Source organism: Streptomyces shenzhenensis, assembly GCF_021462265.1.
In the GTDB taxonomy this organism is placed as follows: domain Bacteria; phylum Actinomycetota; class Actinomycetes; order Streptomycetales; family Streptomycetaceae; genus Streptomyces; species Streptomyces shenzhenensis.
On the sequence record NZ_JAJONF010000077.1, the window covers coordinates 1 to 25879 of the forward strand.

General features: G+C 71.3%; 15 protein-coding genes and 1 tRNA gene. 11 read left to right on the forward strand and 5 right to left on the reverse strand.

Features of this window, described 5'->3' with window-relative positions; translation table 11 throughout:
* Window positions 1-104: 104 nt before the first annotated feature.
* The gene (locus tag LQ326_RS44695; protein ID WP_234544880.1) at window positions 105-767 is read left to right on the forward strand and encodes a DegT/DnrJ/EryC1/StrS family aminotransferase; all 663 of its coding nucleotides are present in this window, start codon (window positions 105-107) and stop codon (window positions 765-767) included.
* A gap of 77 nt (window positions 768-844) precedes the next feature.
* A tRNA-Thr gene (locus tag LQ326_RS44700) sits at window positions 845-920 on the forward strand.
* Window positions 921-982: 62 nt separating this feature from the next.
* Here LQ326_RS44700 and LQ326_RS44705 read toward each other — a convergent pair.
* Window positions 983-3739 carry a SpoIIE family protein phosphatase gene (locus LQ326_RS44705; protein WP_234544866.1) on the reverse strand — a complete coding sequence of 919 codons (2757 nt, stop codon included), beginning with the start codon at window positions 3737-3739 and terminating at the stop codon, window positions 983-985.
* A 397-nt stretch (window positions 3740-4136) separates the two neighbouring features.
* Between LQ326_RS44705 and LQ326_RS44710 the strand changes: the two genes are divergently transcribed.
* The 9 genes from LQ326_RS44710 to LQ326_RS44750 all read left to right on the forward strand — a co-directional run bounded on the left by LQ326_RS44710 (window position 4137) and on the right by LQ326_RS44750 (window position 18546).
* Window positions 4137-9596 carry a HAMP domain-containing protein gene (locus tag LQ326_RS44710; RefSeq protein ID WP_234544867.1) on the forward strand — a complete coding sequence of 1820 codons (5460 nt, stop codon included), beginning with the start codon at window positions 4137-4139 and terminating at the stop codon, window positions 9594-9596.
* 274 nt (window positions 9597-9870) lie between these two features.
* Complete coding sequence (locus LQ326_RS44715) at window positions 9871-10551, forward strand: response regulator (protein ID WP_234544868.1); 681 nt, start codon at window positions 9871-9873, stop codon at window positions 10549-10551.
* Between the two features lie 124 nt (window positions 10552-10675).
* Window positions 10676-13414, forward strand: a complete 2739-nt coding sequence (locus tag LQ326_RS44720; protein ID WP_234544869.1) for a DNA translocase FtsK — start codon at window positions 10676-10678, stop codon at window positions 13412-13414.
* A gap of 277 nt (window positions 13415-13691) precedes the next feature.
* Window positions 13692-14531 carry a helix-turn-helix domain-containing protein gene (locus LQ326_RS44725; protein ID WP_234544870.1) on the forward strand — a complete coding sequence of 280 codons (840 nt, stop codon included), beginning with the start codon at window positions 13692-13694 and terminating at the stop codon, window positions 14529-14531.
* Window positions 14532-14623: 92 nt separating this feature from the next.
* Complete coding sequence (rimO, locus tag LQ326_RS44730; RefSeq protein ID WP_234544871.1) at window positions 14624-16096, forward strand: 30S ribosomal protein S12 methylthiotransferase RimO; 1473 nt, start codon at window positions 14624-14626, stop codon at window positions 16094-16096.
* Window positions 16093-16845, forward strand: a complete 753-nt coding sequence (pgsA, locus tag LQ326_RS44735) for a CDP-diacylglycerol--glycerol-3-phosphate 3-phosphatidyltransferase (RefSeq protein WP_234544872.1) — start codon at window positions 16093-16095, stop codon at window positions 16843-16845. Before rimO ends, pgsA begins: the two co-directional genes overlap by 4 nt.
* Window positions 16842-17387 carry a CinA family protein gene (locus LQ326_RS44740; RefSeq protein ID WP_234544873.1) on the forward strand — a complete coding sequence of 182 codons (546 nt, stop codon included), beginning with the start codon at window positions 16842-16844 and terminating at the stop codon, window positions 17385-17387. Before pgsA ends, LQ326_RS44740 begins: the two co-directional genes overlap by 4 nt.
* 109 nt (window positions 17388-17496) lie before the next feature.
* Window positions 17497-17871 (forward strand): helix-turn-helix domain-containing protein, encoded by a 375-nt coding sequence (locus tag LQ326_RS44745; RefSeq protein ID WP_234544874.1) that lies wholly within the window; start codon window positions 17497-17499, stop codon window positions 17869-17871.
* 204 nt (window positions 17872-18075) lie between these two features.
* Window positions 18076-18546 (forward strand): Dps family protein, encoded by a 471-nt coding sequence (locus LQ326_RS44750; protein WP_234544875.1) that lies wholly within the window; start codon window positions 18076-18078, stop codon window positions 18544-18546.
* A 178-nt stretch (window positions 18547-18724) separates the two neighbouring features.
* On the opposite strand, the gene LQ326_RS49015 is transcribed toward LQ326_RS44750, so the two are convergent.
* The 4 genes from LQ326_RS49015 to LQ326_RS44770 all read right to left on the reverse strand — a co-directional run bounded on the left by LQ326_RS49015 (window position 18725) and on the right by LQ326_RS44770 (window position 25622).
* Window positions 18725-18880, reverse strand: a complete 156-nt coding sequence (locus tag LQ326_RS49015) for a hypothetical protein (RefSeq protein WP_372497129.1) — start codon at window positions 18878-18880, stop codon at window positions 18725-18727.
* Entirely contained in the window at window positions 18874-19638 is a 765-nt protein-coding gene (locus LQ326_RS44760; RefSeq protein ID WP_234544877.1) for an SDR family NAD(P)-dependent oxidoreductase, read from the reverse strand. Before LQ326_RS44760 ends, LQ326_RS49015 begins: the two co-directional genes overlap by 7 nt.
* Before the next feature lie 32 nt (window positions 19639-19670).
* On the reverse strand, window positions 19671-20513 hold the full coding sequence (locus LQ326_RS44765) for an Fpg/Nei family DNA glycosylase (RefSeq protein WP_234544878.1): 843 nt from the start codon (window positions 20511-20513) through the stop codon (window positions 19671-19673).
* 99 nt (window positions 20514-20612) lie between these two features.
* Entirely contained in the window at window positions 20613-25622 is a 5010-nt protein-coding gene (locus LQ326_RS44770) for an ATP-dependent helicase (protein WP_234544879.1), read from the reverse strand.
* Between the last annotated feature and the right edge of the window lie 257 nt (window positions 25623-25879).

Sequence of the window (25879 nt, forward strand, 5' to 3'; positions counted from 1 at the left end):
AAGGGTTGGATCTGGAACTTCGGTTCCGGGTCCAACCCTTTTTTGGTTTGCTTAACGTGTCGTTCACGTTCCGCGCCGAGCATCCCAGCATGGGTACTGCTGCAATGCTCAGGGCGGCCGGTGTCGGAGTCGGCGACGAGGTGATCGTGCCGGCCTTCGGGAACGTCGAAGTCGCCGAGGCCGTGACGCTGGCCGGTGCGCTTCCGGTGTTCGCCGACATAGATCCGCTGACCTACTGCCTCGACGTGACGGCGGTGGAAGCGACCATAACTGCCCGTTCCGCCGCGGTGGTTGTCGTGCACCGGTTTGGACGGTGGGCCGACCTCAGACGGTTGCGTGAGCTGGGGCAGCGGCACGGGCTGCTGGTGCTGGAACAGGGCGAGTCCGAGGCTCCGTACGACGAGATCGCGCAGCGCCGGCAGCGAGCGTCCTACCTCGACGCGAAGCTGCGCGGTGTGCGGACCCCGGACGGCGGGGACGGGCACACCTACCAGCAGTACGTTGTTCGGGTGCCGGGGAACGGCCGGCCCGACCGGGACGCCTTCGCTCGTGCCCTGCGGGGCAAGGGAGTTGACTGCCGGGTGCCGGTGAAGACGCCGGTGCACCGCCTGCCGGAATACCGGCGCTTCGTCTCGCTGCCGGAGACAGAGATCGCCGCGGACGAGACGCTGGCGCTGCCGGTGGACGCGTCGTTGACGAAGCGGGAGATGCAGCGGATCGTCTCCGCCTGCAATGCCCTCGGCGGACTGCTGCAGCCTGCTTTCTGAACGGGTTTGGGAACCCGGGTCTGTTCGGGGTATGATCTATTCCGTTGCCGCGGGGGAAACCTCGAAAAAGGCGACAGGCCCCTATAGCTCAGTCGGCAGAGCGTCTCCATGGTAAGGAGAAGGTCAACGGTTCGATTCCGTTTGGGGGCTCCACTGAAAAGGCCCCGCCCGTCAAGGGCGGGGCCTTTTGCATGCCCTCTTCCTGCTCCTCCCGCTCAGTCCTTCTGGAGGCCCGGGACTCGCATCGCGAGAATCGCCATGTCGTCCGAGGGGGCGTCCGACGCGAAGCGCTCCACCGCGCGCATGATGCGTGCGGCGACCGCGCCGGCCGTCAGACCCGTGCAGGTCGTGAGAACGTCGGCGAGGCCGTCGTCGCCGAGCATGCGGGTGCCCTCCCGGCGTTCCGTCACCCCGTCCGTGACGCAGAGGAGGACATCGCCGGGGTCCAGGGTGACCGTCTGCTCGTACAGCTCCAGGTCCTCGATGACGCCGAGGAGCGGCTGGGGTTCGGCGGCCGCCTCGACCGTGCCGTCCTGGCGCAGACGCAGGGGGAGCGGGTGGCCGGCGCAGACCACCTTCATCTCCGCGCTGCCGTCCTCCTGGGGGCGCATCTCGCCGTACAGGAGGGTCAGGAAGCGGCTGCGGGCTCCCTCGTCGAGGATGGCCGAGTTGAGGCGCTCCAGGACGGCCGGGCCGCTGAGGCCCTCCCTGGCGAGCAGGCGCAGGGCGTGCCGGGCGAGGCCGGTGACGGCGGCCGCGTTGGGGCCCGTACCGCAGACGTCGCCGATGGCGAAGCCGTACGCGTTGTCGGAGATCGGGAAGACGTCGTAGAAGTCGCCGCCCACCTCGTTGCCCTCGCCGGCCGCGCGGTAGATGACCTCGACCTCCATGCCCTCGATGTGCGGGGTGCCCGGGGGCAGGAGGCTGCGCTGCAGGGCCTGGCTGATGGCTGTGCGCTCCGAGTACAGGCGGGCGTTGTCCAGGGCCAGCGCGGCCCGCCGGGACAGGTCCTCGGCCAGTTCCAGGATCTCCTGGCGGAAGTGCTCGTCGGTGGGCTTGCCGAGGGTGAGCATGCCGATGACGCGGTTACGGGCGACCAGGGGGAGGACCACCGTCTCGCCGCCCACGGCGGAGGCCGTGGCGAGCGTCGGGCCGATGCCGGAGGAGACCTGGCGGGTGTGGCCGCCGGCCAGGCCGAGGCTGCGCATGGAACTGCGCAGCGCGGCCTGGTGGGCACGTTCGCCGGGGACCGTCCAGACGCGGGCGCCGGGCGTGGGTACCGGGTCGGGCGGGGGCACCTTGGAGAGCAACGACTTGATGCCGTCGATGAGTTCCTCGTCCTCGTGCAGGACGTACGAGAGGTAGGGCTCAGAGGCCTGGTCGGCGATGGTGTAGACGGCGCACCAGGTGGCGAGGGTCGGGACCGTCATCTGGGCCATCAGGGCGAGGGTCTGGTCGCGGTCCAGGGTGCCGGCGAGCAGGTCGGAGGCCTCCACGAGGAAGCTGAGGGAGCCGCGGCGCAGCCGTTCCAGCTCGCCCAGACGGGCCGACTCCACGGCCAGGGCGATGCGGTCGGCGGCGAACTGGAGGCGCAGTGCCTCTTCGTTGGAGTATCTGCCCGGTGCCTCGGCCGCGACGCCCAGGGAGCCGGTCAGACGGCCCTCGACCTTCAGCGGGACCGTGATGACCGAGCGCATGCCGGTGCCGGCCAGGAGGGGGACCGCACCCGGAACGGCCACCAGGTCGTCGTGTACGGCCGGCATACGGGCCGAACCGTAGCGGCCGGGGCCGGCTTCCACGGGCACGCGCGCGAAGCGCTGACGGGCGGAGGGGAGCCCGGTGGAGGCGCGGACCTCCAACTCGGTCTCGTCGTCGGTCGCGAGGAGCAGGAACGCGGAGTCGCCGTCGAGCATGTCGCGGGCGCGTTCGACCGTGCGCTGGAGGAGGCCGTCGAGGTCGTCCGGGGCCGGGGAGCCGATGAACACCTCGAAGGGGTCGCTGCTCTGGCCGTCGGAGGCGCCGCCGGTGTCGGAGGCGGGGACGCGCAACGGGGTCTGGAGGACGGCCCGTTCGTGGTCGCGTACGAGGAGGCAGACCGTGGAGGGCTCGCCGCCGGTGTCACGGACTCTCAGGTGCGAGGCGTAGACCGGGGTCACGCGGCCGTCGGCGCCGCGGATGCCGTAGCTGCCCTCCCAGCGGGAGAGCTGCAGGGCCTCGGCGATGCCGGTACCGGTGCCGGGGGTGTGCGGCCAGGCGGCGAGGTCGGTGAGCGGTGTGCCGGTGACGTCCGTGGCGGTGTGGCCGAAGATCTCCTCCGCGTCCTCGTTCCAGGCCGAGATGGAGCCCTTGCGGTCGATCTGGACGACCGCGACCCGGACCCGGCTGTCGGCCAGGGGCAGCAGGTCGGCGGGGAGGGAGGGGCCGGCGGCGCGCGTGCCCACCGGGCGCTCGGGGAGATCGAGCTGGAACCAGACATTTTTGTGCGTGGGCGTGTACTCGACACCCCAGCGGGAGGCGAGGGCCGCGCAGAGCTGCAGGCCGCGGCCGCCCTCGCGGTCGGGGCTGCCCATGTTGACCGCGGAGCCCTGGAGCGGGACCTCGCGTTCCGGGTAGCGGTCGGCGACCTCGATGCGCACGCCGTCGTCCATGCGCAGGCAGAGCACCTCGGCGTGGGTGCCGGCGTGCACCACCGCGTTGGTCACCAGTTCGCTGGTGAGGACCACGGCGTCGTCGACGACGTCCGCGAAGCCCCAGCCCTGGAGCGTGTCGCGGACGAAGGACCGGGCGGTCGCGACCGATCGCCCCACGGGCTCGAAGCTGGCGGCCGCGCGCGCGGTGATCACAGAACTCCTCGACCGGGTCTCTACATGCGGACTTGCCTGGCCGGCAAGCTGATGCCGCTGGTGCGGCATGTGCTCGCCCGTGGGCCGTGGCTCCGGGTTGTGTCCCCCGGGGATCACTCCGGTGGTCATGGTCTGCGGCCGCCCCTCCGAATGCCCGCTCGTTCTCGTGCCACCGCCCAGGCCGGACGGACCGGTGCGGCTGGACAGCCGCATGCAAGGTTACTTACCTTCGCCGTCCGAGCGGATGCCGGTCGCCGGTGTTTACGCCCCAGGGTGTGCGGACGATGTGCGAAGGTGCCGAACTGTTATGGCCTGGTTCGGCCAGGGTGAAACACTGGGCAAGCTTCTGGAGAAGGTCCGGTCAGCCCGAGTGCGTTCCATGTACAGCGGGCAGCAGCCCCTGGTGTGGCCGGATCTCGTCTGGCAGAAATACGCAGCAGTAACTGGTACGCCCAAGTAAGCGGTACGCCGAGTATGGCGGTGTCCGAGCACAGCAGTAACGGTCGACCCCCGCGGGAGGGACACAGTGGAGTCTGGCGCAGCGGCGCGGGGCACTAAGGCGCGCGCGAAGGGCGGACCGTCCCTGAGCAGGCCGCGGGGCGGTGACGGGACCACCGCGGTGGATACGGCTTCCCTGAACCGCTTGCTGGTGGCGCTCCTGGCGATGCGGGACGGCAACTTCCGCAAGCGCCTCACGGTGTCCGGGGACGGCGTGATGTCGGAGATCGCGGCGGTCTTCAACGAGGTGGCCGACCGAAATCTCCACCTCACGGGTGAGCTGTCGCGGGTGCGGCGCGTTGTCGGACGTGAGGGAAAGCTCACGGAGCGGCTGGAGACGGGCGCCTGCGAGGGCTCCTGGGCGGCCGCCATCGACAACTCCAACGCGCTCGTCGACGACTTGGTACGGCCGGTCTCCGAGGTGGGCCGGGTCCTGACGGCGGTGGCCGAGGGCGATCTGTCGCCCCGTATGGAGTTGCGGTCGCCGTCGGCGGACGGGGCCGCCGGGCATCCGCTGCGCGGAGAGTTCCTGAAGGTCGGACGGACCGTCAACAACCTGGTCGACCAGTTGTCGACGTTCACCGACGAGGTCACGCGCGTGGCCAGCGAGGTGGGCACCGAGGGCAAGCTGGGCGGGCAGGCCCGGGTGCGCGGTATGTCCGGTTCGTGGCGGGACCTCACGGACTCCGTGAACACGATGGCGTACCGGTTGACGGCGCAGGTGCGGGACATCGCGCTGGTGACGACGGCGGTCGCCAAGGGTGATCTGTCGCGGAAGGTCACCGTTCAGGTCGCCGGCGAGATGCTGGAGCTGAAGGAAACCGTCAACACGATGGTGGACCAGCTGTCGGCGTTCTCCTCCGAGGTGACCCGGGTCGCCCGTGAGGTGGGCACGGACGGCATCCTGGGCGGTCAGGCGCACGTGCCGGGGGTCGCGGGGACGTGGAAGGAACTCACCGACTCCGTCAACACCATGGCCGGCAACCTGACGGCCCAGGTGCGGGGGATCTCCGAGGTGACCACCGCGGTCGCCAACGGTGATCTGTCCCGCAAGGTGACCGTCCCGGCGCGGGGTGAGGTCGCGCAGCTCGCCGAGACGATCAACCAGATGACCGAGACGCTGCGGATCTTCGCGGACGAGGTCACGCGCGTGGCCAACGAGGTCGGTGGCGAGGGGCGGCTCGGCGGCCAGGCGAACGTGCCGGGCGCGGCCGGTACCTGGAAGGACCTGACGGACTCCGTCAACACGGTCTTCCGGAACCTGACCACCCAGGTGCGCGACATCGCCGCGGTGACGACGGCCGTGGCCAACGGTGATCTGTCGCAGAAGGTCACCGTCGATGTGGCCGGCGAGATGCTGGAGCTGAAGAACACCGTCAACGGCATGGTCGACCAACTGTCGTCGTTCGGTGCCGAGGTCACCCGCGTGGCCCGGGAGATCGGGGTCGAGGGCGAGCTGGGCGGCCAGGCGCAGGTGCCCGGAGCCGCCGGTACCTGGAAGGACCTGACCGACTCCGTCAACACCGCGTTCCGCAACCTCACCGGTCAGGTCCGCAACATCGCGCAGGTGACGACGGCGGTGGCCAACGGTGATCTGTCGCAGAAGGTCACGGTCGACGTCTCCGGCGAGATGCTGAAGCTGAAGAACACCGTGAACACGATGGTGGACCAGCTCTCCAGCTTCGCCGACCAGGTGACGCGGATGGCCAGGGACGTGGGTACCGAGGGCCGGCTGGGCGGTCAGGCCCGGGTGGACGGCGTGTCGGGCACCTGGAAGGAGCTGACGGATTCCGTCAACTTCATGGCCGGCAACCTGACCTCCCAGGTGCGGCAGATCGCCCAGGTGACGACGGCGGTGGCGCGGGGCGACCTGTCCCAGAAGATCGACGTCGACGCGCGCGGCGAGATCCTCGAGCTGAAGAACACGATCAACACCATGGTCGACCAACTGTCCGCCTTCGCCGACCAGGTCACCAAGGTGGCCCGTGAGGTGGGTACGGAAGGCCGGCTGGGCGGTCAGGCGCAGGTGCCCGGTGTGGCCGGTGTGTGGCGGGACCTTACGGACTCCGTGAACGGCATGGCCGGGAACCTGACGGCCCAGGTGCGCAACATCGCGCAGGTCGCCACCGCGGTGGCCCGCGGTGACCTCTCCCAGAAGATCACCGTGGACGCGCGCGGTGAGATCCAGGAGCTGAAGAACACCCTTAACACGATGGTCGACCAGCTGTCGTCGTTCGCCCAGGAGGTCACGCGGGTCGCGCGCGAGGTGGGCACCGAGGGCATCCTGGGCGGCCAGGCCGAGGTGCAGGGGGTCGCGGGCACCTGGAAGGACCTCACCCAGTCCGTGAACTTCATGGCGAACAACCTGACCATCCAGGTGCGCAACATCGCCGAGGTCACGACGGCGGTCGCCAAGGGCGACCTGTCGAAGAAGATCACTGTTGACGCGAAGGGCGAGATCCTCGAGCTCGTCACGACGGTCAACACGATGGTCGACCAGCTGTCGAGTTTCGCCGAGCAGGTGACCCGGGTGGCCCGTGAGGTGGGCACCGAGGGCATCCTGGGCGGCCAGGCGCGGGTTCCGGGTGTCACGGGCATCTGGAAGGACCTCAGCAACAACGTGAACCAGATGGCCAACAACCTGACCATGCAGGTGCGGAACATCTCCCAGGTCTCGGCGGCGGTCGCCAACGGCGACCTGACCCGGCAGGTCACCATCGAGGCGAGCGGTGAGGTGGCCCAGCTCGCCGACACCATCAACACGATGGTGAAGACCCTGAGTTCGTTCGCCGACCAGGTCACCAAGGTGGCCCGTGAGGTGGGCACGGACGGCATCCTGGGCGGTCAGGCGCATGTGCCGGGCGTGGCGGGTACGTGGAAGGACCTCACCGAGTCGGTGAACCAGATGGCGTCCAACCTGACCGGCCAGGTGCGCAACATCGCCATGGTCACCACGGCCATCGCCAAGGGTGACCTGACCAAGAAGATCGACATCGACGCCCGCGGCGAGATCCTCGAACTCAAGACGACGATCAACACGATGGTCGACCAGCTGTCGAGCTTCGCCGAGGAGGTCACCCGGGTGGCCCGTGAGGTGGGCACCGAGGGGCAGCTGGGCGGCCAGGCACGCGTGCGTGACGTCGACGGCACCTGGCGGGACCTGACCGAGTCCGTGAACGAGATGGCCGGGAACCTGACCCGGCAGGTGCGGGCCATCGCGCGGGTGGCGACCGCGGTGACCCGTGGCGACCTGAACCTGAAGATCGACGTGGACGCGTCCGGCGAGATCCAGGAGCTCCAGGACTACATCAACAAGATGATCGCCAACCTGCGTGACACCACGGTCGCCAACCAGGAGCAGGACTGGCTCAAGGGCAACCTGGCCCGTATCTCCGCCCTGATGCAGGGCCGCCGCGACCTGGCGGACGTGGCCTCCCTGATCATGAGCGAGCTGACGCCGGTGGTGACCGCGCAGCACGGCGCGTTCTTCCTGGCGATGCCCCTGGTCGACGGCAAGGACACGAACCCCGAGAACGAGGACGCGTACGAACTGCGCATGCTCGGCTCGTACGGCTACTCGATGGGCTCCATGCCGACGTCGTTCCGGCCCGGTGAGGCGCTGATCGGCACGGCCGCCCAGGAGAAGCGCACGATCCTGGTGGAGAAGGCGCCCACCGGGTATCTGAAGATCTCCTCCGGCCTGGGCGAGGCCCCGCCGGCGCAGGTGATCGTGCTCCCGGTGCTGTTCGAGGGCAAGGTGCTCGGGGTGATCGAGCTGGCGTCCTTCACACCGTTCACGCAGATCCAGAAGGACTTCCTCAACCAGATCGCCGAGATGATCGCGACCAGCGTCAACACCATCTCCGTCAACACCAAGACCGAGCTGCTGCTGAAGCAGTCCCAGGAGCTGACCGAGCAGCTCCAGGAGCGGTCGGCCGAGCTGGAGAACCGGCAGAAGGCCCTCCAGGCCTCGAACGCCGAACTGGAGGAGAAGGCCGAGCTGCTGGCCCAGCAGAACCGCGACATCGAGGTGAAGAACACCGAGATCGAGGAGGCCCGGCAGGTCCTGGAGGAACGCGCCGAGCAACTCGCGGTCTCCATGCGCTACAAGAGCGAGTTCCTGGCCAACATGTCGCACGAGTTGCGCACCCCGCTCAACTCGCTGCTGATCCTGGCCAAGCTGCTCGCCGACAACGCCGAGGGCAATCTCTCGCCGAAGCAGGTGGAGTTCGCCGAGACCATCCACGGCGCAGGCTCCGACCTGCTCCAGCTGATCAACGACATCCTGGACCTGTCGAAGGTCGAGGCGGGCAAGATGGACGTCTCCCCGACGCGTATCGCGCTCGTCCAGCTCGTCGACTACGTGGAGGCCACCTTCCGGCCGCTGACCGCGGAGAAGGGCCTCGATCTGTCGGTGCGGGTCTCGCCGGAGCTGCCGGCCACCCTGCACACCGACGAACAGCGGCTCCTGCAGGTGTTGCGCAACCTGCTGTCCAACGCGGTGAAGTTCACCGACTCCGGCTCGGTGGAGCTGGTGATCCGGCCGGCGAGCGGCGATGTCCCGGCGGGGATCAGGGAGCAGCTCCTGGAGGCCGGTTCGCTCAGTGACCCGGACGCGCCGCTGATCGCGTTCTCGGTGACCGACACCGGCATCGGCATCGCGGCCAGCAAGATGCGGGTGATCTTCGAGGCGTTCAAGCAGGCCGACGGCACGACCAGCCGCAAGTACGGCGGTACCGGCCTCGGACTGTCGATCTCGCGTGAGATCGCGCAGTTGCTGGGCGGTGAGATTTACGCGCAGAGCGAGCCGGGCCGTGGCTCCACGTTCACGCTCTACCTGCCGCTGCACCCCAGTGAGCTGCCGCCGCAGGGCTACCAGCAGCCCATGCCGCAGCTGGAGGCCGGGGACCTGGTCGCCTCGCAGAACCACGCCTCGGAGTTGTCCGGCGCGGAGATCGAGACGCCGGCCGAGGTGAAGTCGTACCGGGAGACCCAGAACGGCGCCGCCGCGCTCTTCAGGCGCCGGCGCCGGGGGGCTCCGATGGCCGAGGCGTGGCCGGTGCTGGCCGAGCAGGAGGTGACGCCCGCGCAGTCGCGCCGGGGCATGCGGTTCGGCGGCGAGAAGGTGCTGATCGTCGACGACGACATCCGCAACGTCTTCGCGCTCACCAGCGTTCTCGAGCAGCACGGCCTGTCGGTGCTGTACGCGGAGAACGGCCGGGAGGGCATCGAGGTCCTGGAACAGCACGACGACGTCGCGGTCGTCCTGATGGACATCATGATGCCCGAGATGGACGGCTATGCGACGACCAACGCGATTCGCCGGATGCCGCAGTTCGCCGGGCTGCCGATCATCGCACTCACCGCGAAGGCGATGAAGGGCGACCGGGAGAAGGCCATCGAGTCGGGTGCCTCCGACTACGTCACCAAGCCGGTCGACCCCGATCATCTTCTGGCGGTGATGGAGCAGTGGATGCGCGCGGAGTGACCGGAAGGGCCGGGTGTGATGTGAACGTTGCGGGAACCTTCCGTGAGCACGGGGAGTTGCCGGGTCAGGGGGGTGGAACCCGTGTAGAAGTGCGGGATCGGGGGAACCTTCTGGTCTCCGGCTGCGTTTCTGCTACGTGCACAGTGACATCGCGGTGACAGGGTGTGGCGACAGGCGGGGTGCGGCTACCATGACCGGCACAAGGACGGGCGGCGAAAGGGAGTCGTCCCCTGGGGCGGCGCCCGGTGCACATCCGGGGCGAGGAGGGCGGGCCATGGTGCAGAAGGCCAAGATCCTCCTGGTCGATGACCGGCCGGAGAATCTGCTGGCGCTGGAGGCCATCCTCTCTGCGCTCGATCAGACACTGGTGCGGGCATCGTCCGGGGAGGAAGCGCTCAAGGCACTGCTCACGGACGACTTCGCGGTCATTCTGCTGGACGTCCAGATGCCGGGCATGGACGGTTTCGAGACCGCGGCGCACATCAAGCGGCGGGAGCGGACCCGGGACATCCCGATCATCTTCCTCACCGCCATCAACCACGGCCCTCACCACACCTTCCGGGGCTACGCCGCGGGTGCGGTCGACTACATCTCCAAGCCCTTCGACCCGTGGGTGCTGCGCGCCAAGGTCTCGGTCTTCGTCGAGCTGTACATGAAGAACTGCCAGCTGCGCGAGCAGGCGGCGCTGCTGCGGCTCCAGTTGGAGGGCGGCGGCAAGGGCGCGGTCGCCGGCAAGGAGCCCGCGGGACTGCTCGCCGAGCTGTCCGCGCGGCTCGCGGCGGTCGAGGAGCAGGCCGAGGCGCTGTCCAAGCAGCTGGACGACGAGTCCGCGGACGCGGCCGCGGTGGCCACGGCGGCCCACCTGGAGCGCAAACTCACCGGCCTGCGCCGGGCGCTCGACGCCCTCGAACCGGGTACCAGCGGCTCCACTCCGCCGCTCCCGTCGCAGAACTGACCGCGATCGCGGACACAGTTGCCCATGAGCGAGCGTCAGTTCCACGCCCCGCGACGGGCGACACGAACGGGTGAAGCTGTGGGCACACGTGTCCCGCGTGGCATCCCCCGGTAACCTCACACCCATGGCCTCACGTCCCTCGGCAGCCAAGAAGCAGCCCGCGAAGAAGGCCGCTGCCTCGAAGGCTCCGGCGAAGAAGGCCGCCGCGAAGAACGCCCCGGCCAAGAAGGCGCCCGCCAAGAGGACCGCGGCGAAGAAGTCCGCGCCGCCGCCCAAGCCGGCGCCCAGCCCCACCGGGGGCGTGTACCGCCTGGTGCGCGCCCTCTGGCTGGGTCTCGCGCACGCCGTCGGCGCCGTCTTCCGCGGCATAGGACAGGGCGCCAAGAACCTGGACCCCGCGCACCGCAAGGACGGCGTCGCCCTGCTGCTGCTCGGCGCCGCCCTGATCGTGGCCGCCGGAACCTGGGCCGACCTGCGCGGTCCCGTCGGCGACCTGGTCGAGATCCTGGTCACCGGCGCCTTCGGCCGCCTCGACCTGCTGGTGCCGATCCTGCTCGCGATGATCGCCGTACGGTTCATGCGCCATCCCGAGCAGCCGGAGGCCAACGGCCGGATCGTCATCGGCCTGTCCGCTCTGGTCATCGGCGTGCTGGGCCAGGTCCACATCGCCTGCGGCGCGCCCGCCCGCAGCGACGGGATGCAGGGCATAAGGGATGCCGGCGGCCTCATCGGCTGGGCGGCGGCGACCCCGCTGACGTACACCATGACCGAGGTCCTCGCCGTACCGCTGCTGGTGCTGCTCACGGTCTTCGGACTGCTCGTGGTCACCGCGACCCCGGTGAACGCCGTCCCGCAGCGGCTGCGGGCGCTCGGCGTGCGCCTCGGTCTGCTGCACGACCCCGAGCCGGACGAGTACCCGGAGTACGGCGGAGACGACGAGCGCTACGACGAGCAGTGGCGCGAGGCGCTGCCCGCGCGCCCCCGCAGGCGCTCCGGCGCCCCCCAGGACTACGACCCCGACAATGCCGAGCAGGAGGCCCTCGCCAAGCGCCGGGGCCGCCCGCGGCGCTCCGCCGTGCCGCAGCCCGAGCTGGGCCGCCAGATGGACGCCGTGGACGTCGCGGCGGCCGCCGCGGCCGCGCTCGACGGTGCCGTCCTGCACGGCATGCCGCCCTCCCCGCTCGTCGCGGACCTCACCCAGGGCGTCAGCGTCGGTGACCGCGAGGACACCACGCCCGTGCCGGCACCGAGCCCGAGCCCGGTCCCGGCCGCCCGGCCCAAGCAGGAGAAGCTCAAGATCGAGCCGGTCGTCGCCGACCTGACCAAACCGGCGCCCGAGGAGCCCCGCGAGCTGCCCCCGCGCGCCGAGCAGCTCCAGCTCTCCGGCGACATCACCTACTCGCTGCCGTCGCTGGACCTCCTCACCCGCGGCGGTCCCGGCAAGGCCCGCAGCGAGGCCAACGACCGGGTGGTCGCCTCGCTCACCAACGTCTTCTCGGAGTTCAAGGTCGACGCGGCCGTCACCGGCTTCACCCGCGGGCCGACGGTCACCCGCTACGAGGTCGAGCTCGGCCCCGCCGTGAAGGTCGAGCGGATCACCGCCCTCACCAAGAACATCGCCTACGCCGTCGCCAGCCCGGACGTGCGGATCATCAGCCCGATCCCCGGCAAGTCCGCGGTCGGCATCGAGATCCCCAACACCGACCGCGAGATGGTCAACCTCGGGGACGTGCTGCGGCTCGCCGAGTCCGCCGAGGACGACGACCCGATGCTGGTCGCGTTCGGCAAGGACGTCGAGGGCGGCTACGTCATGCACTCGCTGGCGAAGATGCCGCACATGCTCGTGGCCGGCGCCACCGGCTCCGGCAAGTCGTCCTGCATCAACTGCCTGATCACGTCGGTCATGATGCGGGCGACCCCGGAGGACGTGCGGATGGTCCTCGTCGACCCCAAGCGGGTCGAGCTGACCGCCTACGAGGGCATCCCGCACCTGATCACGCCGATCATCACCAATCCGAAGCGGGCCGCCGAGGCGCTGCAGTGGGTCGTCCGCGAGATGGACCTGCGCTACGACGACCTGGCCGCGTTCGGGTTCCGGCACATCGACGACTTCAACAAGGCGATCCGCGAGGGCAGGGTCAAGCTGCCCGAGGGCAGTGAGCGGGAGCTGCAGCCGTATCCGTACCTGCTGGTGATCGTCGACGAGCTCGCCGACCTGATGATGGTCGCCCCGCGCGACGTCGAGGACGCGATCGTGCGCATCACGCAGCTCGCGCGGGCGGCCGGCATCCACCTGGTGCTCGCCACCCAGCGCCCGTCGGTAGACGTGGTCACCGGTCTCATCAAGGCGAACGTGCCCTCCCGGCTCGCCTTCGCCACCTCCTCGCTCGCCGACAGCCGCGTCATCCTCGACCAGCCCGGCGCCGAGAAACTCATCGGCAAGGGCGACGGACTCTTCCTGCCGATGGGGGCGAACAAACCGACCCGTATGCAGGGCGCGTTCGTCACCGAGGAGGAGGTCGCCGTCGTCGTCCAGCACTGCAAGGACCAGATGGCGCCGGTCTTCCGGGACGACGTCACCGTGGGCTCCAAGCAGAAGAAGGAGATCGACGAGGACATCGGCGACGACCTCGACCTGCTCTGCCAGGCGGCCGAGCTGGTCGTCTCCACCCAGTTCGGTTCCACGTCCATGCTCCAGCGCAAGCTGCGCGTCGGCTTCGCCAAGGCCGGCCGGCTCATGGACCTCATGGAGTCGCGCGGGGTGGTCGGACCGAGCGAGGGGTCCAAGGCGCGTGACGTTCTGGTGAAACCCGATGAGCTGGACGGGGTGCTTGCTGTGATCCGTGGGGAGTCCGAGGGGTAGGTCTGTACCAGGGCCGCGGACGCCTGCCGGCCCGGGAGGAGTCATTGTCGTGATCCACCCGTTAGGGACCGCTGGGCAACCGTTTCCCTTAGTCGTACGTCAAGTTGAGCGAGAGGAAAGGTGTGCAACCCGTTGCGGGCGTACACCTGACCCGTCATCGGGATGTCGGGCCATACCGATGGCGTACAAAGTCGTACCGTCCGGTTGCCTCACCCTTTTGCACCCCCCTTAGACTGAACCTCCAGCACAGGTGGCTACACGCTCGAAAGGCGCCCCCGTGTCCATCGGCAGCAACTCCCCTGAAGACGAGCGTCCGTTCCCAGACGTGTCCGAGGAAAACCGCCCCTCCGTAGGCCGAGCCCTCATGCAGGCCCGCATCGCCGCCGGGCTGACCGTCGACAGCATCAGCGGGAGCACCCGGGTCCGTATCGCCATCGTGCGCGCCATCGAGGCCGACGACTTCGCCCCCTGCGGCGGCGACGTCTACGCCCGCGGGCACATCCGGACCCTGGCCAAGGCCGTCGGTCTCGACCCCGAGCCGCTGCTCGCGCAGTTCGCGGCGGAGCACGGCGGTGGGCGGCCCGCGCCGACGCCCGCCGCGCCGCTCTTCGAGGCGGAACGTATCCGCCCCGAGCGGCGCGGGCCCAACTGGACGGCGGCCATGGTGGCCGCGATCGTCGTCGTGGTCGGTTTCGTCGGCTTCACCGCCCTCAAGGGCGGCGGTGACGACGCGAAGCAGCCGGTCGCCGAGGGCCCCGCCCCGACGACCGGCAAGCCGGCCTCGCCGACCCCGAAGGAGAGCAAGCCCGGCAAGACCCCCGCGCCCTCCGACAGCGCGATCGCCGCCGCGCCCCAGGACAAGGTCACCGTCCAGGTCAGCGCGGTGGGCGGACGCAGCTGGATCTCGGCCAAGGACCACAACGGCCGGATGCTCTTCGACGGGCTCCTGAAGCAGGGCGACTCCAAGACCTTCCAGGACAGCACCAAGATCAACCTGATCCTCGGCGACGCCGGCGCCATCCAGCTCTACGTCAACGGCAAGAAGATCGAGGACCAGTTCCGGCCCGGCGCGGTGGAGCGCCTGACGTACACCAAGGGCGACCCGGAAGTCGGATAATCATCTGGATTGTGCGCGTACCCAAGGGGTTGGCCATGATCGGCCAGCCCCTTCGACGTGGGCTGTCAGTGAGACAAAGTAGTCTTGAGCCCATGCCTGAACGCCGTACCGTCGCACTAGTCACTCTCGGCTGCGCCCGTAACGAGGTGGACTCGGAGGAGCTCGCAGGCCGTTTGGAGGCGGACGGCTGGCAGCTCGTCGAGGACGCGTCCGACGCCGACGTCGCCGTGGTCAACACCTGTGGATTCGTCGAAGCCGCGAAGAAGGACTCCGTCGACGCCCTCCTCGAGGCCAACGACCTCAAGAGCCAGGGCAGAACCCAGGCCGTCGTGGCGGTGGGCTGCATGGCCGAGCGGTACGGCAAGGAACTCGCCGAGGCGCTGCCCGAGGCGGACGGCGTGCTCGGCTTCGACGACTACGCCGACATCTCCGACCGGCTGCAGACCATCCTGGGCGGCGGCATCCACGCCTCGCACACCCCGCGCGACCGCCGCAAGCTGCTGCCCATCAGCCCGGCCCAGCGGCAGGACTCGGCCGCGGCGGTGGCGCTCCCGGGGCACGGCCCGGCCGACCTCCCGGAGGGCGTCGCGCCCGCCTCCGGCCCGCGTGCGCCCCTGCGCCGCCGCCTGGACGGCTCCCCGGTCGCCTCGGTCAAGCTCGCCTCCGGCTGCGACCGGCGCTGCTCCTTCTGCGCCATCCCGTCCTTCCGCGGCTCCTTCATCTCACGCCGGCCCAGCGACGTGCTGAACGAGACCCGCTGGCTGGCCGAACAGGGCGTGAAGGAGATCATGCTGGTCTCCGAGAACAACACCTCCTACGGCAAGGACCTCGGCGACATCCGCCTCCTGGAATCCCTGCTGCCGGAGCTGGCCGAGGTCGACGGCATCGAGCGGGTGCGCGTCAGCTACCTCCAGCCCGCCGAGATGCGCCCCGGCCTGATCGACGTACTGACCTCCACCCCGAAGGTCGTCCCGTACTTCGACCTGTCCTTCCAGCACTCCGCCCCGGGTGTGCTGCGCGCCATGCGCCGCTTCGGTGACACCGACCGCTTCCTGGAGCTGCTCGACACCATCCGGTCCAAGGCCCCGCAGGCCGGCGTCCGCTCCAACTTCATCGTCGGCTTCCCCGGTGAGTCCGAGTCCGACCTCGCCGAGCTGGAGCGCTTCCTGAACGGCGCACGGCTCGACGCCATCGGCGTCTTCGGCTACTCCGACGAGGAGGGCACCGAGGCGGCGACCTACGAGCACAAGCTCGCCGAGGAGGTCGTCGCCGACCGCCTCGCGCACATCTCCCGGCTTGCCGAGGAGCTCGTCTCGCAGCGGGCCGAGGAGCGCCTCGGGGAGACCGTGCACGTCCTCGTGGAGTCCGTGGACGACGAGGACGGTGTCTACGGCCGGGCGGCCCACCAGGCGCCCGAGACGGACGGACAGGTGCTGCTCACCAGCGGCGCGGAACTGCGCATCGGCCGTATGGTCGAGGCGAAGGTGGTCGGTACGGAGGGTGTCGACCTGGTGGCCGAGCCGCTGCAGGGCTCGCCCGCGTGGAGTGAGGAGGCCGGCAGATGACCGGAGTCCCGGCGTCCGCCGCGGGCGGCTCGTCCGGCGCGCCCGGCGCCCCGGGCTCCGCCGCCACTCCCGGCGCCGCCCGGGATTCCGGTTCCCACGGATCCGGTTCCCAGGACGAGCGGCCCGTACGCGGCGGGAAGATCGCCGCTGCCGCCGTCAACCAGGCCAGCCTGTGGAACGTCGCCAATCTGCTGACCATGCTCCGGCTGCTCCTGGTGCCCGGCTTCGTCGCGCTGATGCTGGCCGGCGGGGGATACGACCCGGCCTGGCGCTCGCTCGCCTGGGCGGCCTTCGCCGTCGCCATGATCACCGACCTGTTCGACGGGCATCTGGCGCGCACCTACGACCTGGTCACCGACTTCGGGAAGATCGCCGACCCCATCGCCGACAAGGCGATCATGGGGGCGGCGCTGATCTGCCTGTCCGGGCTGGGCGATCTGCCCTGGTGGGTGACGATCGTGATCCTCGCCCGGGAACTCGGCATCACGCTGATGCGTTTCGTGGTCATCCGCTACGGCGTGATCCCGGCCAGCCGCGGCGGCAAGCTCAAGACCCTCACCCAGGGCGTCGCGGTGGGGATGTACGTGCTGGCACTGACGGGGTGGCTGGCGACCGCGAGGTTCTGGGTGATGGCCGCGGCCGTCGTCCTGACCGTCGTCACCGGCCTCGACTACGTGAGACAGGCCATTGTGCTGCGGCGGCAGGGAATCGCCGAACGCGCGGCGGTGTCGGAGGAGACGGAAGCGTGAATTCGATGGCCGCCGAACTGGTGCGACTACTGACGGTGGCGGGGCGGACCCTCGCTGTCGCCGAGTCGCTGACCGGCGGCCTGGTCGCCGCGGAGATCACCGCGGTCCCCGGGGCCTCGAAGGTGTTCCGCGGTTCCGTCACCGCCTACGCCACCGAGCTGAAGCACGAGCTGCTGGGTGTCGACGCCACCCTGCTGGCCCAGCGCGGAGCGGTGGATCCGCAGGTCGCGGCCCAGATGGCCGCCGGAGTGCGCAGGGCGCTGGGCGCCGACTGGGGCCTCGCGACCACCGGCGTCGCCGGTCCGGATCCGCAGGACGGCCAACCCGTCGGGACGGTTTTCGTGGCCATCGACGGGCCGTTCGGCCCTGGTTCCGGTTCTGCCGCTGGCGGAAAAGTGGAGGCCCTGCGGTTGAACGGCGACCGCGCGGAAATCCGTAGAGAGAGTGTACGGAGCGTACTCGCACTGCTCCTGAGGGAGCTGGTGGGCGAACAGACCGGGAATGAGCGGACACAGGATACGGAACAGAACGGGGGGTTTTGATGTTTGCAGCCCTGAGTGAACACGACATCGCTCCCCGCACGGCCGCGGCGCAAGGCGGTACGGTGGGGCGTGAAGGATGCGGCTACGCGGTCCGAGGAGGGAGCCACCGATGATTCTGCTCCGTCGCCTGCTGGGTGACGTGCTGCGTCGGCAGCGCCAGCGCCAGGGCCGTACTCTGCGCGAAGTCTCCTCGTCCGCCCGAGTCTCACTCGGCTATCTCTCCGAGGTGGAGCGGGGGCAGAAGGAGGCTTCCTCCGAGCTGCTCTCCGCCATCTGCGACGCGTTGGACGTACGGATGTCCGAGCTCATGCGAGAAGTGAGCGACGAGCTCGCCCTCGCCGAGCTGGCCCAGTCCGCCCAGGCAACCCAGTCCGTGCCCACGCCGGTGCGCCCGATGCTGGGTACCGTCTCGGTGACCGGTGTGCCACCGGAACGGGTGACCATCAAGGCGCCCGCCGAGGCGGTGGACGTGGTCGCCGCGTGACGCCTGCGCGGACGTAGACCCACACGGCGCCGACCTGGTGTCGAAGAAGTGCGTGAGGCCCCGGCCGGGGCCTTCCCGGGAGGACCTGGGGAGGTACGGCCGGGGCTTTCGCGCGCCTGCGGCGGTGTGCGCCCGTTTGCCGCTGTCCGGGAGGCCGGTCATGGTGGAGGGACGTGACAGGGGGCGAACGACCGGAGAGCACACATGTACGTCGTGAAGAGCCCGCTGTCCGACGCGGACCTGAAGACCGTGGCCGACGCACTGCAGGGCGCCCTCGTCGACCTGGTGGACCTGGCACTGGCCGCCAAGCAGATCCACTGGAACGTGGTCGGGCCCCGCTTCCGGACCGTCCACCTCCAGCTGGACGAGGTCGTGGACACGGCCCGGGCGCACTCCGACACCGTCGCGGAGCGGGCGGCGGCGCTGGGCGTCTCACCGGACGGGCGCGCGGCCACCGTGGCCGCCGGCAGCGGCACCGGGGCCGTCCCCGGGAGCTGGGTCAAGGACTCGGACGCGGTGGCGGCCCTGGTGGACGCGCTGGGCGCGGCGATCACCCGGATGCGGGAGCGGGTGCGGGCGACCGCCGAGGCGGACCCGGTCTCCCAGGACCTCTTCATCGGGATCACGGCGGATCTGGAGAAGCACCACTGGATGTTCCAGGCGGAGAACGCCTAGCAGCGGCCGGTGCCGGCCCACGGCCGTTGCATCGATGAGCTCTCGGTGCGCCTCCCCGGTGGGCCGGGCGGCGTTCTAGCGTCCGGCTGGAGGTGACGGCCATGGTGGGGCGGATAGTGCGCTGGGGGGCTGTACTGGGGCTGGCGGCGGTGTGGTGGTGGGCCGTGCTGCGGATCGTCTACACCGGCGGTGCCGGGGCGCTGGAGGGGACCGTGGCGGCCGGCGGGTGGGGGCTGAGCCTGCTGCCGGTGAACTGTGTGCCGAGGTCCCGGGCGGCGGGGGCGCTGGGGCCGGCGCGGTGGCGGACGGCCTGGCGGTCGCGGGGGGCTACCACGGCATCGCCACCCCTCCGTTCGGGCGCAGGATCTGGCCCGTCGTGAACGAGGAGGCGTCGGACGCCAGATAGAGCACGGCGTGCGCGACGTCCTCGGCCTCGCCGACCCGGCCCAATGGCGACATCCGGGCCATCCGGTCCTCCGTCCGCCGCTGCTCCGCACCGTCGTCGCGATCGGTCATGGGGGTGCGGGTCCAGCCCGGGGCGACCGCGTTGACGCGGATGCCCTGCCGGCCGACCTCGCTCGCCAGCGTCCTGGTCAGCTGGACCACGGCCGCCTTGGCCGCGCCGTAGCAGAGCAGGCCGGGGCCGCCGGTGTCGATCGCGCCGGAGGCCATGGTGATGATGCTGCCGCCTCTCCGCCCGGCCAGCATCACCCGTGCCGCCTCCTGGCAGGCGTACAGCACCCCCTTGAAGTTGACGCCCAGCACCCGGTCGAGATCCTCGTCCCGGGTCTCCAGGACCGGGCTGCGGTGCATGATCCCGGCGATCGCCGCCATGACGTCCAGCCGCTCGCAGGACCGGACCGCCTGCCCGAGCCGCGCCCGGTCGGTGACGTCGAGGGTGTGGACGCGGGCGGTGCCGCCCCGGTCCTCGACCAGCCTCGCCGTCTCGTGCAGGCCGTCCGCGTCCCGGTCGGCACAGTGCACGGTCGCGCCCGCCTCCGCGAGCAGCACGGCCGATGCCCGGCCGATGCCGCCGGCGGCGCCGGTGACGAATGCGGTGCGTCCGGTGAGGTCGTACGCCGTGAGGGGCATGAGGGGACGGTACGAGCGTTTCTGACGGGTCGTCAATTGGTTGTGCGGGGGCGGGATTCCTGGATGCGCCGGGAATCCGGGGCGGGGGCCGGGCCGGTCTGGCAGGCGGGGCACCAGTAGGTGGGGCGCTCGCGGGAGCCGTCGCCCTGGTCGGCGCGGCGGATCGGGGTGTGGCAGCGCAGGCAGGGGCGGGGTGCGCGGCCGTAGACGAACAGGTCGTGCCCGCGCAGGCCGGTGGTCCGGCGCACCGGGCGGTCGCGGTTGGCCTCCAGGAGGCGCTGGGCGAGGCCGGGGAGCCGTGCGGCACGGTCGGCGGGGAGCGCGCCGACCGGGAGCCAGGGGGTCGCCCCGATCAGGAAGCAGAGCTCGCTCTTGTAGATGTTGCCGATCCCGGCGAGGTTGCGCTGGTCGAGCAGGGCCTCGCCGAGCGGGCGGGCCGGGTCCGCGAGGATGTTGGCGAGGGCGCGGTCGGGGTTCCAGTCGGGGCCCAGCAGGTCGGGTCCCAGGTGGCCCACGGCGCGTTCCTCCTCGCCGGTGCGCAGGAACTCCAGGACCTGGAGGCGGTACCCGACCGCCGCGCGGTCGGCGGTGGAGAGGATCGCCCGGATCTGGTGCGCGGGACCGCCCCGCCAGCGCTCACCGGTGCCGTAGACCTTCCACGCGCCTTCCATCCGCAGGTGCGTGTGCAGGGTCAGGCCGCCCTCGAAGCGGGTGAGCAGGTGCTTGCCGCGCGCGGTGGTGCCGAGGACGGTACGGCCGGTGAGGTCGACGGTGGCGTACTTGGGCACCCGGAAGTCGCTGCGGGTCAGCACCTGGCCGGCGAGGGCGTCGTGCAGGCGCCTCGCGGCCTGCCAGACCGTGTCACCTTCGGGCATGGCTCAAGGGTGGCACGGGAGAGGCGAGGCGGGCGGGGAGAGCGCGTGGCGGCGCGACGGGCCGGGGATGGCGTGCGGGTGTGCGGTTCTCATGGCGGTTCACGCCCGGATCCGCAGGCCGCGCGGGGTCGCGATGAAGCCCGCCGCCTCCAGGAGGGTGCCCTGGGGCGAGGTCAGGGCCGAGGCGCCGTTGACGCGCTCCACCGTGACCGTGCCGAGGGCGCCCGCGCGGGCGGCGGCCGCGAGGGCCTCCGCCGCCGTACGGAGCCGGGTGTCGTCGTCGGCGGCCGTGTCGGGGGCGGAGGGCCAGGCCAGCAGGGTCTTGCCGCCGCGCTCCATGTAGAGGGTCAGCTCGCCGTCGACCAGGACCACCAGCGAGCCCGCCTTCCGGCCCGGCTTGTGCCCGGCGCCGGTCGGGGGCTCGGGCCAGGGGAGGGCGGCGCCGTAGGCGTTGGCCGGGTCGGCGGCGGCGAGGACCACGGCTCTGGGGTCGGGTGCGGCGGGAGTGCGGGCACGGTGGCTGCCGTAGGCGTAGGGGTTCGGACCGTAGGTGTTCGGGCTGTAGGGGTTTGCGGGGCTGCCGCCTCCAGGGCTGCCGCCTCGGGGGCCGCCGTAGCCGGGGGCGGCGAAGGGGTCGGCCGGGGCGAGGTCCTTGGGGGAGACGTAGTCGCCGGGAGCGGCCGGCGGCTCGGGCGGCCAGGTGAAGTCGCCGTCCAGGTCGGGGAGGCCGGCCGCGTCGAAGGGGCCGAGGGGATCGAGCGCGTCGGTGGGGGCAGGAGCGCCGTGACCGCCGTCCGGGCCGGTGAACGGGGTGGTTCCGGTGCTGCCGAAGCCGGTGCCCGGCAGGCCCTCGCCCCGCTCGCGGGCGCCTGACACCGCGCGCAGCCGGTCGACCGCGCCGTCCATGGCGAACTGGGCCGCGCCCAGACCCTCGACGACGTAACCCCGGCGTGCCTGACCGCTCTCCTCGAACGCCGACAGGATCCGGTACACCGCCGAGAAGCCGCCCTCCACGCCCTCCGCCGCCACCGCGCCCCGGGTCACCACACCGTGCCGGTCCAGGAGGGTACGGGCCAGGGCGTGGGCGCGCACGGTGGTGTCCGGCTCGCGCTCCGGCAGCAGGGACCAGCGCCCGGCCACGGTCGGCGGGCCGGTACGGGAGGCGGGGCGGGCGGCGGCCGTCAGGGAGCCGTAGCGGCCGCGCGGGACGGCGCGCTTGGCGCGATGGGCGGTGGAGCCCGCGGTACGGCCCGAGCCCAGCAGGGAGCGCATCGGGGCCAGTGTGTCGTTGGTGAGCCGCCCGGACCAGGCCAGGTCCCAGAGGGCGTCGGCCAGTTGGGGATCAGTGGCGTCGGGATGGGTGGTCGCGCGGACCTGGTCGGCGATCTGGCGGAAGAACAGGCCGTAGCCGCCGGAGAGGGCGTCGAGGACCGACTGGTGGAGGGCGGTGAGCTCCAGCGGGTGCGGCGGCGGGAGGAGCACGGGGGCCGCGTCCGCCAGATAAAGGGAGACCCAGCCGTCCTTGCCGGGCAGGGCGCCCGCGCCGGCCCACACGATCTCGCCCGCCGCGGTGAGTTCGTCGAGCATCGCGGGCGAGTAGTTCGCCACCCGGGACGGCAGCACCAGCTTCTCCAGGGCCGACGCCGGCACGGACGAGCCCTGCAGCTGCTCGACGGCGCGCACCAGTCCGTCGACTCCGCGCAGCCCGTGCCCTCTGCCGATGTGCTGCCACTGCGGCAGGAACTGGGCGAGCGCGGCCGGTGCCACCGGCTCCAGCTCGTGCCGGAGCGCGGCCAGGGAACGGCGGCGCAGCCTGCGCAGCACCGCCGCGTCGCACCACTCCTGGCCGATGCCCGCCGGATGGAACTCGCCCTGTACGACCCGACCGCTCGCGGTGAGCCGCTGCAACGCGCCCTCGGTGACCGCCACTCCGAGCCCGAAGCGGGCGGCCGCGGTGGCCGACGTGAACGGGCCATGGGTGCGCGCGTACCGCGCGAGGAGGTCGCCCAGCGGATCCTTCACCGGCTCCATGAAGGCCTCGGGGACGCCGACGGGCAGCGCCGTGCCGAGGGCGTCGCGGAGCCGGCCCGCGTCCTCGATCGCCGCCCAGTGGCCGGCACCGCCGATCCGCACCTTGATGGCCCTGCGGGCCCCCGCCAGCTCCGCGGCCCACTGCGGCTCGGCGCCCCGCTCCGCCAACTCGGCGTCCGTCAGCGGCCCGAGCAGCCGCAGCACGTCGGCCACGCCCTCGGGGTCCTTGATCCGGCGGTCCTCGGCCAGCCACTGGAGCTCGCGCTCCAGCTCGGTCAGTACCTCCGCGTCGAGCAGCTCACGCAGCTCCGCCTGGCCCAGCAGCTCGGCCAGCAGCCGGGAGTCCAGGGAGAGCGCGGCCGCGCGGCGCTCGGCGAGCGGGGAGTCACCCTCGTACAGGAACTGGGCGACATAGCCGAAGAGGAGGGAGCGGGCGAACGGGGACGGCTCCGGGGTGGTGACCTCGACCAACCGGACCTTGCGTGCTTCGAGGTCGCTCATCAGCTCGACGAGTCCGGGGACGTCGAAGACGTCCTGGAGGCACTCGCGGACCGCCTCCAGGACGATCGGGAACGAACCGAACTCGCTGGCCACCTGGAGCAGTTGGGCGGCGCGCTGGCGCTGCTGCCACAGCGGGGTGCGCTTGCCGGGGCTGCGCCGCGGCAACAGGAGCGCGCGGGCGGCGCATTCGCGGAAGCGGGAGGCGAACAGGGCCGAGCCGCCGACCTGGTCGGTGACGATCTGGTCGACCTCGCCCTTGTCGAAGGCGACGTCAGCCGCGCCGACGGGCGCCTGTTCGGCGTCGACCGCCGTGTTCAAAGGCGTGCCGGCCTTCAGGGGCGCCTGGTCCAGCAGGTCGAGGCCCATCAGGTCGGCGTCGGGCAGCCGCAGCACGATGCCGTCGTCGGCGTGCATGACCTGGGCGTCCATGCCGTACCGCTCGGAGAGCCGGGCCCCGAGGGCGAGCGCCCACGGGGCGTGGACCTGGGCACCGAAGGGGGAGTGGACGACCACCCGCCAGTCGCCCAGCTCGTCACGGAAGCGCTCCACGACGATCGTCCGGTCGTCCGGGACATGACCGCAGGCCTCGCGCTGTTCGTCCAGGTACGACAGCACGTTGTCCGCCGCCCAGGCGTCCAGGCCCGCCGCGAGGAGGCGCAGCCGGGCGTCGTCCTTGGGGAGCGAGCCGACCTCACGCAGGAACGCGCCGACCGCGCGGCCCAGTTCGAGCGGGCGGCCCAGCTGGTCACCCTTCCAGAAGGGCAGGCGGCCCGGGACGCCGGGGGCGGGGGAGACGAGCACGCGGTCACGGGTGATGTCCTCGATGCGCCAGGAGCTGGTGCCCAGGGTGAAGACATCGCCCACCCGGGACTCGTACACCATCTCCTCGTCCAGCTCGCCGACCCGGCCGCCGCCCTTCTTGGGGTCGGAGCCGGCCAGGAAGACGCCGAAGAGGCCGCGGTCGGGAATGGTGCCGCCGGAGGTGACGGCGAGCCGCTGGGCACCGGGGCGGCCGGTGACCGTCCCCGCCACCCGGTCCCAGACCACGCGGGGGCGCAGCTCCGCGAACGCGTCCGACGGGTAGCGGCCCGCGAGCATGTCGAGGACCGCGGTGAACGCCGACTCGGGGAGCGAGGCGAAGGGGGCCGCGCGGCGGACGGTGGCGAGCAGGTCGTCGACCTGCCAGGTGTCCAGTGAGGTCATCGCGACCAGCTGCTGGGCCAGCACGTCGAGGGGGTTGGCCGGGACCCTCAGGGACTCGATGGAACCGGTGCGCATCCGCTCGGTGACCACGGCCGCCTGCACCAGGTCGCCCCGGTACTTGGGGAAGACCACGCCGGTGGAGACCGCGCCGACCTGGTGCCCCGCGCGGCCGACGCGCTGCAGACCGGAGGCCACCGACGGCGGGGACTCGACCTGGACGACCAGGTCCACCGCGCCCATGTCGATGCCCAGTTCGAGACTGGAGGTGGCCACCACGGCGGGCAGCCGGCCGGCCTTCAGGTCCTCCTCCACCAGGGCGCGCTGCTCCTTGGAGACCGACCCGTGGTGCGCGCGGGCGAGGACCGGCGGGGCGCCGTGGGCCGCGCCCGAACCGCCCATCAGCTCGGCCGGGGAGTGGTGCTCGTCCAGCGGCTCGCCGGTCGCGCGCTCGTAGGCGATCTCGTTGAGCCGGTTGCACAGCCGCTCCGCCAGGCGGCGCGAGTTCGCGAACACGATCGTCGACCGGTGCGCCTGCACCAGGTCGGCGATCCGCTCCTCCACATGCGGCCAGATCGACGGCTTCTCGGCGCCGTCAGCGCCGTCGGTGGCCGGGGAGCCGCCCAGCTCTCCCATGTCCTCCACCGGGACGACGACGGAGAGGTCGAACTCCTTGCCGGACTTCGGCTGGACGATCTCCACCTTGCGGCGGGGCGAGAGATAGCGGGCCACCTCGTCGACCGGGCGGACGGTCGCCGAGAGGCCGATGCGGCGGGCCGGCTTCGGCAGCAGCTCGTCCAGCCGCTCCAGGGAGAGCGCGAGGTGCGCGCCGCGCTTGGTGCCGGCGACCGCGTGCACCTCGTCCAGGATCACCGTCTCGATGCCGGTCAGCGCGTCGCGCGTGGCCGACGTCAGCATCAGGAACAGGGACTCCGGAGTGGTGATCAGGATGTCCGGCGGCCGGGTGGACAGGGCTCGGCGCTCGGCGGCCGGGGTGTCTCCGGAGCGGATGCCCACCCTGACCTCCGGCTCGGGCAGGCCGAGACGCACGGACTCCTGGCGGATGCCGGTCAGCGGGCTGCGCAGGTTCCGCTCGACGTCGACCGCGAGGGCTTTCAGCGGTGACACGTACAGCACCCGGCAGCGCTTCCTCGGGTCGGCCGGGGGCGGGGAGGAGGCCAGCTGGTCCAGGGCGGCGAGGAAGGCGGCCAGCGTCTTGCCGGAGCCGGTCGGGGCGACCACCAGCACGTCCGAGCCGGCGCCGATGGCCTGCCACGCGCCCGCCTGGGCCGCGGTGGGCGCGGAAAACGCCCCCGTGAACCAGCCGCGGGTCGCGGGGGAGAAGCCGTCGAGGGCCCGATGCGCGGATTTCGCCATGCGTCCATCCTGCACCCGGGCACTGACAACCGGGTCTGACCTGTGGGGATGGGAGCCGGGACGCCTCGGCTTCGCCTTCGGTGGTTGTTTTCCCGCCCGCACCACCCGTGACAGTTTCGTTGTCGGGTGCGGGTGGCCCCTGCGGGGCGGAATCGCCGTCGGCGGCTGCCGGAGGGGGTGGGGAAACAGCGGCTTGAGAAGAGCCGGAGGAGGTGTTGGCTGTGCCTTGCGGCCTTGCGGCCTTGCGGCCTTGCGGC

What these genes read in the sequence shown, in the direction of transcription:
- LQ326_RS44695 (WP_234544880.1), top strand. Translation starts at nt 105, where the DNA reads ATGCTCAGGGCGGCCGGTGTCGGAGTCGGCGACGAGGTGATCGTGCCG.
- LQ326_RS44705 (WP_234544866.1), bottom strand. Translation starts at nt 3,739, where the DNA reads ATGACCACCGGAGTGATCCCCGGGGGACACAACCCGGAGCCACGGCCC.
- LQ326_RS44715 (WP_234544868.1), top strand. Translation starts at nt 9,871, where the DNA reads ATGGTGCAGAAGGCCAAGATCCTCCTGGTCGATGACCGGCCGGAGAAT.
- LQ326_RS44720 (WP_234544869.1), top strand. Translation starts at nt 10,676, where the DNA reads ATGGCCTCACGTCCCTCGGCAGCCAAGAAGCAGCCCGCGAAGAAGGCC.
- rimO (WP_234544871.1), top strand. Translation starts at nt 14,624, where the DNA reads ATGCCTGAACGCCGTACCGTCGCACTAGTCACTCTCGGCTGCGCCCGT.
- pgsA (WP_234544872.1), top strand. Translation starts at nt 16,093, where the DNA reads ATGACCGGAGTCCCGGCGTCCGCCGCGGGCGGCTCGTCCGGCGCGCCC.
- LQ326_RS44745 (WP_234544874.1), top strand. Translation starts at nt 17,497, where the DNA reads ATGATTCTGCTCCGTCGCCTGCTGGGTGACGTGCTGCGTCGGCAGCGC.
- LQ326_RS44750 (WP_234544875.1), top strand. Translation starts at nt 18,076, where the DNA reads ATGTACGTCGTGAAGAGCCCGCTGTCCGACGCGGACCTGAAGACCGTG.
- LQ326_RS44760 (WP_234544877.1), bottom strand. Translation starts at nt 19,638, where the DNA reads ATGCCCCTCACGGCGTACGACCTCACCGGACGCACCGCATTCGTCACC.
- LQ326_RS44765 (WP_234544878.1), bottom strand. Translation starts at nt 20,513, where the DNA reads ATGCCCGAAGGTGACACGGTCTGGCAGGCCGCGAGGCGCCTGCACGAC.
- LQ326_RS44770 (WP_234544879.1), bottom strand. Translation starts at nt 25,622, where the DNA reads ATGGCGAAATCCGCGCATCGGGCCCTCGACGGCTTCTCCCCCGCGACC.